The organism is Methylomarinovum tepidoasis, assembly GCF_030294985.1.
Taxonomy (GTDB): domain Bacteria; phylum Pseudomonadota; class Gammaproteobacteria; order Methylococcales; family Methylothermaceae; genus Methylohalobius; species Methylohalobius tepidoasis.
The window spans coordinates 697,837-710,046 of record NZ_AP024718.1; the positions used below are offsets into that span (position 1 = coordinate 697,837).

12 protein-coding genes are annotated in these 12,210 nt (G+C 63.7%); 4 read left to right on the top strand and 8 right to left on the bottom strand.

Annotated elements, in window-relative coordinates:
- Window positions 1-4: 4 nt before the first annotated feature.
- From pssA to MIN45_RS03450, 5 genes are all read right to left on the bottom strand, one after another.
- Window positions 5-772 (bottom strand): CDP-diacylglycerol--serine O-phosphatidyltransferase, encoded by a 768-nt coding sequence (pssA, locus tag MIN45_RS03430; RefSeq protein ID WP_286293393.1) that lies wholly within the window; start codon window positions 770-772, stop codon window positions 5-7.
- Window positions 773-877: 105 nt separating this feature from the next.
- On the bottom strand, window positions 878-1,894 hold the full coding sequence (ilvC, locus tag MIN45_RS03435; protein ID WP_286293394.1) for a ketol-acid reductoisomerase: 1,017 nt from the start codon (window positions 1,892-1,894) through the stop codon (window positions 878-880).
- 25 nt (window positions 1,895-1,919) lie between these two features.
- On the bottom strand, window positions 1,920-2,414 hold the full coding sequence (gene ilvN / locus MIN45_RS03440; protein ID WP_286293395.1) for an acetolactate synthase small subunit: 495 nt from the start codon (window positions 2,412-2,414) through the stop codon (window positions 1,920-1,922).
- Window positions 2,414-4,144, bottom strand: a complete 1,731-nt coding sequence (locus MIN45_RS03445) for an acetolactate synthase 3 large subunit (RefSeq protein WP_286294112.1) — start codon at window positions 4,142-4,144, stop codon at window positions 2,414-2,416. The genes ilvN and MIN45_RS03445 overlap by 1 nt, the downstream gene beginning before the upstream one ends.
- 63 nt (window positions 4,145-4,207) lie before the next feature.
- Complete coding sequence (locus tag MIN45_RS03450) at window positions 4,208-5,437, bottom strand: YihY family inner membrane protein (protein ID WP_286293396.1); 1,230 nt, start codon at window positions 5,435-5,437, stop codon at window positions 4,208-4,210.
- A 35-nt stretch (window positions 5,438-5,472) separates the two neighbouring features.
- Between MIN45_RS03450 and infA the strand changes: the two genes are divergently transcribed.
- Window positions 5,473-5,691: a translation initiation factor IF-1 gene (gene infA, locus MIN45_RS03455; RefSeq protein WP_286293397.1), complete on the top strand. Its 219-nt coding sequence runs from the start codon at window positions 5,473-5,475 to the stop codon at window positions 5,689-5,691.
- Between the two features lie 15 nt (window positions 5,692-5,706).
- Here the strand turns inward: infA and clpA are convergent, their stop codons facing one another.
- The 3 genes from clpA to MIN45_RS03470 form a co-directional block, all read right to left on the bottom strand.
- Complete coding sequence (gene clpA, locus MIN45_RS03460) at window positions 5,707-7,983, bottom strand: ATP-dependent Clp protease ATP-binding subunit ClpA (protein ID WP_286293398.1); 2,277 nt, start codon at window positions 7,981-7,983, stop codon at window positions 5,707-5,709.
- Between the two features lie 28 nt (window positions 7,984-8,011).
- Window positions 8,012-8,341: an ATP-dependent Clp protease adapter ClpS gene (gene clpS / locus MIN45_RS03465; protein ID WP_286293399.1), complete on the bottom strand. Its 330-nt coding sequence runs from the start codon at window positions 8,339-8,341 to the stop codon at window positions 8,012-8,014.
- An 87-nt stretch (window positions 8,342-8,428) separates the two neighbouring features.
- Window positions 8,429-9,196, bottom strand: a complete 768-nt coding sequence (locus MIN45_RS03470) for an elongation factor-1 alpha (protein ID WP_286293401.1) — start codon at window positions 9,194-9,196, stop codon at window positions 8,429-8,431.
- Between the two features lie 110 nt (window positions 9,197-9,306).
- On the opposite strand from MIN45_RS03470, the gene MIN45_RS03475 reads away from it, so the two are divergent.
- Genes MIN45_RS03475 through purB form a run of 3 tightly spaced genes read left to right on the top strand, consistent with a single transcriptional unit; the run spans window position 9,307 to window position 12,207 of the window.
- Window positions 9,307-9,750: an NUDIX hydrolase gene (locus MIN45_RS03475; RefSeq protein WP_286293402.1), complete on the top strand. Its 444-nt coding sequence runs from the start codon at window positions 9,307-9,309 to the stop codon at window positions 9,748-9,750.
- Entirely contained in the window at window positions 9,747-10,841 is a 1,095-nt protein-coding gene (mnmA, locus tag MIN45_RS03480; RefSeq protein WP_286293403.1) for a tRNA 2-thiouridine(34) synthase MnmA, read from the top strand. The genes MIN45_RS03475 and mnmA overlap by 4 nt, the downstream gene beginning before the upstream one ends.
- 1 nt (window position 10,842) lies before the next feature.
- A complete protein-coding gene (gene purB / locus MIN45_RS03485; RefSeq protein WP_286293404.1) occupies window positions 10,843-12,207 on the top strand; it encodes an adenylosuccinate lyase in 1,365 nt (454 codons plus the stop codon).
- The last annotated feature ends 3 nt before the right edge of the window (window positions 12,208-12,210 follow it).

Here is a 12,210-nt window from a genome sequence, read left to right on the forward strand (position 1 = left end):
ACTGCTACGACCGCTCCCGACGCCGCTTGAGACGCTGGCGGACAGCACGGCGGCGGCGGCGCAGTTCGATGAAAGTCCACACAGGCCCAGAAACGGCGTAAGCGGCGAAAGCCAAAAACAGCACCAGCTGGGGCTGGGTGGCGACGACCGCCAGTGCCAGGACGATGGCGATGATGACCACGAAGGGCACCCGGCGGCGGATGTCGAATTCCTTGAAGCTGTAGTAGCGGAAGTTGCTGACCATCAGCAGACCGGCGGCCAGGGTGATGAGCGTCGCCACGTAGCGCATCGCCTCGCCCTGCAGGCCATAGGTCTCCCCGACCCAGATGAACCCGGTGACGATGGCGGCGGCCGAGGGGCTGGGCAGTCCCTGGAAGTAGCGTTTGTCCTCGACCCCGATCTGGGTGTTGAAGCGCGCCAGCCGCAGCGCGGTGGCGGCGGCGTAGACGAAGGCGGCGAACCAGCCAAGCTTGGCCAGGCTCGACAGGGACCACAGGTACATCACCAACGCCGGCGCCACGCCGAAGGACACCATGTCCGACAGGCTGTCGTATTCGGCGCCGAACGCGGTTTGGGTGTGGGTGAGGCGCGCGACCCGGCCGTCGAGCCCGTCCATGATCATGGCGGCGAAGATGGCCGTCGCCGCCAGCGCAAAATGGCCGTTCATAGCCGCGGTGATGCCATAGAAGCCGCCGAACAGGCAGCCGGTGGTGAACAGATTCGGCAGCAGATAAATGCCGCGGCGGCGTCTGCCGGAATGGGAAGTGGCCATAGCCTCTACCACCGCTTCATCGGTTGCTCATCCTGCAAGGCGCGGCGGGGACGCCCCACAGGTCCGTCCCCGCCGCCCAGCATCGTCATGCCACTGCCGCCGGAATCAGTTCTTTTCCTGATCCACCAGCCGGTTGGCCTTGATCCAGGGCATCATCGCCCGCAGCTTCTCGCCCACCTCCTCGATGGGATGTTCCTTGCCCAGCCGACGTTTGGCCTTGAGGGTGGGGCAGCCGGCCTGGTTCTCAAGGATGAATTCCCGGGCGAATTCACCGTTCTGGATTTCCTTGAGGATACGCTTCATCTCCTCCTTGGTCTGCGCGTTGATGACGCGCGGGCCGCGGGTCAGGTCGCCGTACTCGGCGGTGTTGGAGATGGAATAGCGCATGTTGGCGATGCCGCCCTCATACATCAGATCGACGATCAGCTTGAGTTCGTGGAGGCACTCGAAGTAGGCCATCTCCGGGGCGTAACCCGCCTCGGTCAGCACCTCGAAGCCGGCCTGCACCAGGGCAGTGGCGCCGCCGCACAGCACCGCCTGTTCTCCGAACAGGTCGGTCTCGGTTTCCTCGCGGAAGCTGGTTTCGATGATGCCGGCCCGTCCCCCGCCGTTGGCGGAGGCATAGGACAGGGCGATGTCCTTAGCCCGGCCGCTGGCGTCCTGGTACACCGCGATCAGCGTCGGCACCCCGCCGCCCTGGGTGTAGGTGGCGCGCACCAGATGGCCGGGGCCCTTGGGGGCGATCATGATGACGTCGAGGTCGGCACGCGGCTCGATCAGCTGGAAGTGGATGTTGAAGCCGTGGGCGAAGGCCAGCGCCGCCCCCTGCTTGATGTTGGGCTTGATCTGTTCCTGATACAGTTTGGGTTGGTGCTCGTCCGGCGCCAGCACCATGACCACGTCGGCCCCCTGGACCGCTTCCGCCACCGGCTTGACGGTCAGACCCGCCTTCTCCGCCTTGGCCCAGGACTGGGAGCCGGGACGCAGGCCGATGGTGACGTCCACGCCGGAGTCCTTGAGATTGTTGGCGTGGGCGTGGCCCTGGGAGCCGTAACCGATGATGGTGACCTTTTTGGAACGGATGATGGAAAGATCGGCGTCTTTGTCGTAGTAAACCTGCATGGGAGTCCCCTGTTCGTTGATATGGTTATAGATGCAAGCCGCGCTCGCCGCGCAGGATGCCCGTCGGCCCCGAGCGCACCACCTCGACGATCTGAGCCGGCGACAGGTTGCTCAGGAAGGCGTCGAGCTTGGCGCTGTCGCCGGTCATTTCGACGACGTAGGAACGGGGGGTGACGTCGACGATGCGGGCGCGGAAGATGTCGGCGAGGCGTTTGAGCTCTTCGCGGTCGTGGCCGTTGTGAGTGCGGACCTTGAGCAGCATCAGCTCGCGCTCGATATGGCCGGATTCGGAGATGTCGAGCAGCTTGATGACGTCGATGAGCTTGTTGAGCTGCTTGGTGATCTGCTCGATGATACGCTCGTCGCCGCGGGTGACGATGGTCATGCGTGACACCGTGGGGTCCTCGGTGGGCGCCACGGTGAGGGCCTCGATGTTGTAACCGCGGGCGGCGAACAATCCGGCGACCCGCGCCAGGGCGCCGGCTTCGTTTTCCAACAGCAGGGAAATGATGTGACGCATCAGGCCAGCTCCCGGTCCACGTTGATCCACGGCGGCAGGCGCATCTGGTGCTGGGCCTTGCCGGCCTCCACCATCGGATAGACGTTCTCGGTGCGGTCGGTGATGAAGTCCAGGAACACCAGCCGGTCGCGGTGGCGCATCGCCTCCTCCAACGCCGGGCGCACGTCCTCGGGCTTTTCGATCCGCATGCCGACATGGCCGTAGGCCTCGGCCAGGCGCACGAAGTCGGGGATGGTGTCCATGTAGGAATGGGAATAGCGGCTCTCGTAGGTGAATTCCTGCCACTGCCGCACCATGCCCATGTAACGGTTGTTGAGATTGACGATCTTGATCGGAGTCTTGTACTGGAGGGCGGTGGACAGTTCCTGGATGCACATCTGGATGCTGGCCTCGCCGGTGACGCAGACCACGTCGCTGTCGGGATGGGCCAGCTTGACCCCGATGGCCGCCGGCATGCCGAAGCCCATCGTTCCCAGACCGCCGGAATTGATCCAGCGGCGCGGCTTGTCGAATTTGTAGTACTGGGCCGTCCACATCTGATGCTGGCCCACGTCGGAGGTGACATAGGCCTCGCCCCGGGTCACCTCCCACAGTTGTTCGATGACGTACTGGGGCTTGATCAGCGGGCTTTTTCGGTCGTAACGCAGACAATCGACGGCGCGCCAGCGTTCGATCTGCTCCCACCAGGCCGCCAGGGCCTCCGCGTCCGGCTGCTTGCCACTGGCCCGGAGGGCGGCGATGAGGTCGGCCAGGACCGGCTTCACGTGGCCGACGATGGGAATGTCCACCGGCACGTTCTTGGCGATGGAGGCCGGGTCCACGTCGATGTGGATGACCTTGGCGTAGGGGCAGAATTCGTCCAGTTTGCCGGTGACGCGGTCGTCGAAACGGGCGCCGATGGCGATGAGCACGTCGCACTCGTGCATGGCCATGTTAGCCTCGTAGGTGCCGTGCATCCCCAGCATCCCGAGGAACTGGCGGTCGGTGCCCGGATAGGCGCCCAGCCCCATCAGCGTCAGGGTGATGGGGAAACCGAGCAGGCGGGTGAATTCGGTCAGCTCCGCCGCCGCCTCGCCCAGAATCACGCCCCCGCCGGCATAGATCATGGGGCGTTTGGCCTCGAGGATCAGCTCCGCCGCTTTTCGGATCTGGCGCGGATTGCCATGCAGTTTCGGCTTGTAGGAGCGCAGCGAGACGGACTGCGGGTAATGATACGGAATCCTGACGTTCGGGTCGGTGATGTCCTTGGGGATGTCCACCAGCACCGGGCCGGGGCGGCCGGTGGTAGCGATGTGAAACGCCTTTTTGATGGTTTCGGCCAGCTTGCGGCGGTCTTTCACCAGGAAATTGTGCTTGACGCACGGGCGGGTGATGCCGACGGTGTCGCATTCCTGGAAGGCGTCGCTGCCGATCACCGGCGTCGGCACCTGGCCGGTGAGCACCACCATCGGGATCGAGTCCATGTAGGCGGTGGCGATCCCGGTCACCAGGTTGGTGGCCCCGGGACCGGAGGTGGCCAGCACCACGCCGGGCTTGCCGGTGGCGCGGGCGTAACCGTCGGCCATGTGGGTGGCGCCCTGCTCGTGGCGCACCAGCACGTGCTTGACGTCTTCCTGGCCGAACAGGGCGTCGTAGATGTGCAATACCGCCCCGCCGGGATAGCCGAAGATGTATTCGACCCCCTCGTCCTTCAAGGCCTGGACCACGATTTGCGCGCCGCTCAGTTCCACCGCTGACACCTGGTTACCTATGGAGAAATAGCCAAGTAATCTACTGTATTGATTGGCTTGCCGTCAAGGCGGCGCCTCGAACAGGCGCGCCAGGGGAACGTTGAAGCTGCGCTCAAGCGCTTCGCTCACCGGTGTCAGCAACGGCCGCAGCTCGGCCTGCGCCCGGGTCGGCGACGGCAGGAGGTAGGGATGGCTGCGGTACAGGTCCCCCAGCGAATGCAGATGGGGATCGCGCCGCAGCAGCCAGGCGCCGCTTTCGTCACGGGCGAGCCAGCCATTGCCCTGGAGGATCTGCAGGACCCGGTCCAGCGCCGCTGGACTCAAGGCCGGCCAGTGACGGGCCAGATCCGCCTCGGTGAGCAAACGGTCGTCGCGCTGGCCCAGCCAGATCCGCTTGAGCAAGCCGTAAGCCAGATCGAGATCGTGCTCAGGCACGGGAATGGCGTTCTCCTCCGCGCCTTCCCGGAAGGTATGCAGACAGAAGGTGAACTGGGCCCCCACCAGGGTCACCATCCACGACAGGTACAGCCATACCAGGAAGATCGGCACCGCCGCCAGCGCCCCGTAAATGGCCTCGTAGGTGGGAAAACGGGTGATGTAAGCGGTGAATCCAGCCTTGGCCAGTTCGAACAGGGCAGCGCTCAAAGCGCCGCCGGCGACAGCCAGCCTGACTTTGACCCGGGCATTGGGCACCACCAGATACAGCAGGGTGAAAGCGACGGTCTCGAACAGGAAGGGCAGCAGTTTCAGCAACCCGAAGGCCGGCCCGGTTTCCCCCCAATGGGCCTGGGCCATCAGCCTGGAAGTGACCGCCACCGCCGCCCCCAGCAGCAGCGGCCCCAGGGTCAGCACCGACCAGTACACCAGCAGCCGGCGATGAATCGCCCGGTAAGGCGGCGCCCGCCAGATCTCGTTGAGCGACTTTTCGATGGTGATCATCAGCATCAGGGCGGTGACGATCAGGAACAGAATGCCGGGGCCGGTGAGCTTCTTGGCTTTGTCGGCGAAGGTGTAAACGTACTGCTGGATCGTCTCCCGCGCCGCCGGCACCAGCTGCTCGAACAAAGCGTCCATCAGCCGGTCGCTGATCTCGTGGAAAGCGGGGAAGGCGGTGAAGATCGCCAAGGACAGCGCCAGCAGCGGCACCAGCGCCAGCAGGGTGGTATAGGAAAGGGCGGCGGCGCTGTGGGTGCAGTGGCTCTCGCCGAAGCGGTGCCAGAAATAGCGCCAGAAGGCGGCTGTGCAGCGGAGGACGTTGGCCGCCCGTCGGCAACCGTGGTAAGATTCGGGCACTTTACCCTAACCGGAACGAGCAACAGACAAGGTTTATGGCCAAAGAAGACGTCATCGAAATGGAAGGTACCGTGATCGAGACCCTACCGAACACCATGTTCCGGGTCAAGCTCGACAACGGTCACGTGATCACCGCCCACATCTCCGGCAAGATGCGCAAGCATTACATCCGCATCCTCACCGGCGACCGGGTCAAAGTGGAAATGACGCCTTACGACCTGACCAAGGGCCGGATCACCTTCCGCCTCAAATGAGCCAAGCCACCCGCCTCAGGCGGGGGTGACCGGCTTGCCGCTCTCCACCGAGAATTTCAATTCGCCGCCCTGCACGAAGAATTTGACGTGCCCGCCTTCGGTCAGACGGCCGAACAGCAGATCCTCCGCCAACGGCTTTTTGACGTATTCCTGAATCACCCGCGCCATCGGCCGCGCCCCCATCTTGGGATCATAACCGCGCTCGGCCAGCCATTCGCGCGCTTGCGGAGTCAGCTGCAGGGTGACGCCGCGCTCGGCCAGCTGTGACTCCAGCTCGAAGATGAACTTGTCCACCACCTGGCCGATAACCTTGCGGCCCAGCGGGCGGAACTGGACGATGGCGTCGAGGCGGTTGCGGAATTCCGGGGTGAAGGTCTTTTCGATCACCTGCATGCTGTCGCTGGCGTGGTCCTGCGGCGTGAAGCCGATGGACGCCCGGCTGGTTTCCGCCGCCCCGGCATTGGTGGTCATCACCAGGATGATGTTGCGGAAATCCGCCTTGCGGCCGTTGTTGTCGGTCAAGGTGCCGTGATCCATCACCTGCAGCAGCAGGTTGAAGACGTCCGGGTGGGCCTTTTCGATCTCGTCCAGCAGCAGCACCGCGTGGGGATGCTTGTTGACCTCCTCGGTCAGCAGCCCGCCCTGGTCGTAGCCGACGTAACCGGGAGGCGCGCCGATCAGGCGCGATACCGTATGCCGCTCCATGTATTCGGACATGTCGAAGCGAATCAGCTCCAGACCGAGCAACCTGGCCAGCTGGCGGGTGACCTCGGTCTTGCCGACACCGGTGGGCCCGGCGAGGAGAAAGGCGCCGATGGGCTTGCTCTCGGTGCGCAACCCGGCGCGGGCGAGCTTGATCGCCGTCGCCAGCGCCTCGATAGCCTCGTCCTGACCGTACACCAGCATCTTGAGATTCTTTTCCAGATCGCGCAGCTTTTCCTTGTCGTTGGCCGACACCGTGCGCGGCGGAATACGGGCGATCTTGGCGACGATGTGCTCGATTTCCCCGGTGTCGATCACCGCCTTGCGCACGTTCTCGTCGAGCAGGCGCTGGCGGGCTCCGGCCTCGTCGATGACATCGATGGCCTTGTCCGGCAGATGGCGGTCGGTGATATAACGGGCCGCCAGCTGCGCCGCCGCCTTCAGGGCCTCCTCGGTGTACTTGACCTGATGGTGCTCCTCGAAGCGGGTCTTGAGCCCCTTGAGGATCTCGAAGGTTTCCTCCACGCTGGGTTCGTGGACGTCGATCTTCTGGAAGCGCCGCGCCAGGGCCCGGTCCTTCTCGAAGATGCCGCGATATTCCTGATAGGTGGTCGAACCGATGCAGCGCAGCTCGCCGGAGGCCAGCATCGGCTTGATGAGGTTGGAGGCATCCATCACCCCCCCGGAGGCGGAACCGGCGCCGATGATGGTGTGGATTTCGTCGATGAACAGAATCGCCTCCGGCTGCTTCCTCAGCTGGGCCAGCAGGGCCTTGAGACGCTTCTCGAAGTCGCCGCGGTACTTGGTGCCGGCCACCAGGGCGCCAAGGTCGAGGGAATAGATGACCGCATCCCTGAGCACCTCGGGCACCTCCTCCTCGACGATCTTTTTCGCCAGCCCTTCGGCGATGGCGGTCTTGCCGACCCCGGCCTCGCCCACCAGCAGCGGGTTGTTCTTGCGCCGGCGGCACAGCACCTGGATGGTGCGCTCGATCTCCGCCTCGCGGCCGATGAGTGGGTCGATGCGCCCTTCCCGGGCGGCCTCGTTGAGGTTGGTGGCGTACTTGGTCAAGGGATTGGTGGCGTTGGCCGGCTGGGCCTCGTCGCCGTTCTCGTCCATACCGGAGGCGGAAGGCTCGTTGTCTTCGCTTTCGTCCTTCACCTTGGAGATGCCGTGGGCCATGTAGTTCACCACGTCGAGACGGGTGATGTCCTGCTTGTGAAGCAGATAGACAGCGTGGGAATCCTGTTCGCTGAAGATCGCCACCAGAATGTTGGCGCCGGTGACTTCCTTCTTGCCGGAGGACTGGACGTGGAAGACCGCCCGCTGCAACACCCGCTGGAAACCCAGGGTCGGCTGGGTTTCCCGGTTGACCCCGGGCGGAATCAGCGGAGTGGTCTCGTCGAGAAACTGGACCAGCTCCTCGCGCAACTGCTCGACGTTGCCACCGCAGGCACGCAACACCTCGACCGCGCTGGCGTTGTCGAGCATCGCCAGCAACAGATGTTCCACGGTGATGTATTCGTGACGTTTGTTGTGCGCGTATTTGAAAGCGGCGTTGAGGGACTGTTCCAGCTCTTTGCTTAACATGACGGGACCCGTTCGGTCTGTTGATCTCTTAGGCTTCTTCCATCGTACACAACAACGGATGCTGGTGGCGACGGGAATATTCGTTGACCTGTTGCACCTTGGTCTCGGCCACGTCGCGGGTGAACACGCCGCACACCCCGACACCGCGAGTGTGGACATGGAGCATGATCTGAGTGGCCTTCTCCTCGCTCATGGCGAAAAACCGCATCAGCACCTCGACGACGAAATCCATCGGCGTGAAATCGTCGTTAAGGAGGATCACCTTGTACAGTGGCGGCCGTTTGAGTTTCGGGCGCGCAGTCTGAACCGCAGTGCCGGTACCGCCGTCCTCGGGCTGATCGTCATTATATTGCGACATCGCTCGCTCTGGATATCTCCCTGTTGTCAGTCGCCGGATATCGTGCATCGTCAACCTCCGCATTCGACAGGTCAAGCGCTGCAGGGTTCAATGCCGCGGCCGCAGATAACGGCTGTAGGATTCGGTACGGATGGTTCCACCCCGGTCCAGCAGCGGCACGATCCACATCTCGTACATGGACACGATCCACATGAACACGAACGACATCGCCATCCCCGCCCCGCCGGCCACCACCAGCCAGGCGAAATGGGGCGACAGCTTGGTGAGCCACCAGGAAACGATGTCGGTCATCTGGAAAATGAACGGCATCGCCACCGCGACCGCCTTAAGGTATTCCGGCACGCCGGAGGCGAAGCAGAAGATGATCCCCACGAACATGAAGATGAAGGAAATGCCGAAGAGGTGAATGTGGGACACCCGCACCAAAGACTGGATGGTGGCGCCGGTGTCGGTTTCGGCCCGCTTCTTCAGTTCTTCGTAGCGGTGGAAATCGGGCAGGGAGGAGTTGGCGTTGTGGCACATCACGCAGCGCTTCTCCACGATCGGCTTGATGGTCTTCTCATACACGTCCTGCGGGGCACCGTCCCGCGCCCACTGGATGATCTGGAAGCGTTCCTGGGGTGGAGCGTAAGGCTTCATCGGACCGTTGAGCATCACCTCGAGCTTGGAACCGGAGCGGTTGCCGTAATAGCTGTAGACGATGTCCTCGATGGAGAGGCCGAACTTGCCGTCCGCCAGGCCGTGGGTGAACAGAATCTGCAGCATCGCCACGAAATAGCCGATGGCGATGATGATGAGATAGGAAGAGAACAGCACCTTGGCGGAAAACGGCAGATTGCGCAATTCGTAGGTCATAACCAAGTACACAGCCCGATGGAAAATCGAGTTTCAATTATTTGTCGCCGGCCCCGGTTTGGCAAGACAAAATCCAGTAAAATGGTTGGGTTTACATCCATGGAACTTTTATGATCTGGAAACCCAACGTCACCGTCGCCGCCGTCGTCGAGCGCGACGGCCGCTATCTGCTGGTCGAGGAGGTCGTCGAAGGTCGCCGTGTCTTTAACCAGCCCGCCGGTCACCTGGAGCCGGACGAATCATTGCCGAATGCGGCCCGCCGCGAGGTGCGCGAGGAAACCGGCTGGGCCTTCGAACCCGAAGCGCTGGTGGCGGTGCAGCTGCTGCCGGTGTCAGACGCGCTGACCTTCCTGCGCTTCACCTTTTACGGCCAGGTGTGCGACCACCGCCCGGAGCAGCCGTTGGACGAGGGCATCGTCGCCACCCACTGGCTCACCCGGGCCGAAATCGAGGACCGGAGGGAACGGCTGCGCAGCCCTTTGGTCCTCGATTCCATCCATGCGTATGAATCCGGACAACGCTGCCCCTTGAGCCTGTTGCGACATTACCCATGACCAAAGTCATCGTCGGCCTGTCCGGCGGGGTCGATTCCTCGGTCACCGCCCTGAAACTGTTGGAGGAAGGCTTTGAGGTCACCGGCCTGTTCATGAAGAACTGGGACGAGGACGACGGCACCGAATACTGTACCGCCCTGCGCGACCTGGAAGACGCCCAGAAGGTGTGCGACCGGCTCGGCATCGCGCTTTATGCAGTCAACTTCGCCGCCGAGTACTGGGACCGGGTCTTCACCCACTTCCTGGAGGAATACGGTGCCGGCCGCACCCCCAACCCGGACATCCTCTGCAACAAGCACATCAAGTTCAAGGCATTTCTCGACTACGCCCTGGACCTGGGCGCCGAAGTCATCGCCACCGGCCACTATGCCCGGGTGCGCCGGCATCTGGGCCGCTATCAACTGCTGCGCGGATGTGATGCCAACAAGGATCAGAGCTATTTCCTCTACGCCATGGGCCAGGAGGCCTTGGCGCGCACCTGGTTTCCCATCGGCCACCTGGAGAAAAGCGAGGTGCGCCGCATCGCCGCCGCGGCCGGCTTCCCCAACCACGCCAAGAAGGACAGCACCGGCATCTGCTTCATCGGCGAACGCAAGTTCCGCGACTTCCTGCAGCGTTACCTGCCGGCCCGCCCCGGCCCCATCGTCACCCCGGAGGGTGAGGTGATCGGCGAACACCAGGGACTGATGTACTACACCCTGGGCCAGCGCCAGGGTCTCGGCATCGGCGGCCGCGCCGGCAGCGCCGGCCAGCCCTGGTACGTGGCCGACAAAGATCTGGAAAACAACGCCCTGATCGTGGTCCAGGGCCACGACCATCCGCTGCTGTTCCACCGCAGTCTGGAAGCGGCGCAGCTGGAATGGCTGGAAGGCCGTCCTCCTACGGGCGACTTCCGCTGCACCGCCAAGATCCGCTACCGCCAGCCGGACCAGCCCTGCCGTGTCGAGCGCCTCGACGACGACCGCGTGCGCGTCATCTTCGACCAGCCCCAGCGGGCCATCACCCCGGGGCAGTCGGTGGTGTTCTACGACGGCGAGGTCTGTCTCGGCGGCGGCGTCATCGAAACCCTGTCCAACGAGAGGAACCCCTGACATGCACACCCCGCTGACCGCCATTTCCCCCATCGACGGCCGCTACGCCGACAAGAACGAAGCCCTGCGGCCCGTCTTCAGCGAATACGGACTGATCCGCCACCGGGTGCTGGTGGAGGTGCGCTGGCTCCAGGCCCTGGCGGACGAGCCGGCCATCGCCGAGGTGCCGCCCCTGTCACCCGAGGCACGCCGGTTCCTGGAGGAGATCCTGGAAACCTTCAGCGAGGCCGACGCCGAGCGGGTCAAAGCCATCGAGCGCACCACCAACCACGACGTCAAGGCCATCGAATACTTTCTCAAGGAAAAGGTGGCAGATCAGGCGGAACTGGCCAAAATCGCCGAATTCATCCACTTCGCCTGCACCTCCGAGGACATCAACAACCTGGCCTACGCCCTGATGGTCAAGTCCGGCCGCGACGAGACCCTGCTGCCCTTGATCGACGAGGTGAGCGAGGAAATCCGCACCCTGGCCCACCGCACCGCCGCCGTGCCGATGCTGTCGCGCACCCACGGCCAGCCCGCCAGCCCCACCACCCTGGGCAAGGAGATGGCCAATTTCGTCCACCGCCTGTACCGTCAGCGCCGCCAGCTGGCCGGGGTGGAGATCCTGGGCAAGATCAACGGCGCCGTGGGCAACTACAACGCCCATACCATCGCCTATCCGGAGGTGGACTGGCCGGCCCTGTCCAAACGTTTCGTCGAAGGGCTGGGGCTGACCTGGAACCCGTACACCACCCAGATCGAACCCCACGACTGGATCGCCGAATTCTTCGACGCCCTCGCCCGCCTCAACACCGTCCTCATCGACTTCGACCGCGACGTGTGGGGCTACATCAGTCTGGGCTATTTCAAACAGAAGACCGTCGCCGGCGAGGTGGGCTCCTCCACCATGCCCCACAAGGTCAATCCCATCGATTTCGAAAACGCCGAGGGCAATCTGGGGGTCGCCAACGCCGTCGCCCGCCATCTGGCGGAGAAGCTGCCTGTCTCCCGCTGGCAGCGGGATCTGACCGACTCCACCGTGCTGCGCAACCTCGGCGTGGCGGTGGCCCACACCCGCATCGCCCTGCAGAGCACTCTCAAGGGCATCGCCAAGCTGGAGGTGGACGAGGCCCGGCTGAGCGAAGACCTGGACGCCAACTGGGAGGTGCTGGGAGAGGCGGTGCAGACGGTGATGCGCCGCTACGGCATCGAGCAGCCCTACGAGAAGCTCAAGGAACTGACCCGCGGCCGCCGCATCGATGCCGAAAGCCTCAAGCATTTCATCGCCAAACTGGACATTCCCGACGCGGCCAAACAGCGCCTCCTGGCGCTGACGCCGGCGGATTACACCGGTCTGGCACGGCAGCTGGCGGAGCAAATCTGAAAT

What these genes read in the sequence shown, in the direction of transcription:
- pssA (WP_286293393.1), bottom strand. Translation starts at nt 772, where the DNA reads ATGGCCACTTCCCATTCCGGCAGACGCCGCCGCGGCATTTATCTGCTG.
- ilvC (WP_286293394.1), bottom strand. Translation starts at nt 1,894, where the DNA reads ATGCAGGTTTACTACGACAAAGACGCCGATCTTTCCATCATCCGTTCC.
- ilvN (WP_286293395.1), bottom strand. Translation starts at nt 2,414, where the DNA reads ATGCGTCACATCATTTCCCTGCTGTTGGAAAACGAAGCCGGCGCCCTG.
- infA (WP_286293397.1), top strand. Translation starts at nt 5,473, where the DNA reads ATGGCCAAAGAAGACGTCATCGAAATGGAAGGTACCGTGATCGAGACC.
- clpA (WP_286293398.1), bottom strand. Translation starts at nt 7,983, where the DNA reads ATGTTAAGCAAAGAGCTGGAACAGTCCCTCAACGCCGCTTTCAAATAC.
- clpS (WP_286293399.1), bottom strand. Translation starts at nt 8,341, where the DNA reads ATGTCGCAATATAATGACGATCAGCCCGAGGACGGCGGTACCGGCACT.
- MIN45_RS03470 (WP_286293401.1), bottom strand. Translation starts at nt 9,196, where the DNA reads ATGACCTACGAATTGCGCAATCTGCCGTTTTCCGCCAAGGTGCTGTTC.
- MIN45_RS03475 (WP_286293402.1), top strand. Translation starts at nt 9,307, where the DNA reads ATGATCTGGAAACCCAACGTCACCGTCGCCGCCGTCGTCGAGCGCGAC.
- mnmA (WP_286293403.1), top strand. Translation starts at nt 9,747, where the DNA reads ATGACCAAAGTCATCGTCGGCCTGTCCGGCGGGGTCGATTCCTCGGTC.
- purB (WP_286293404.1), top strand. Translation starts at nt 10,843, where the DNA reads ATGCACACCCCGCTGACCGCCATTTCCCCCATCGACGGCCGCTACGCC.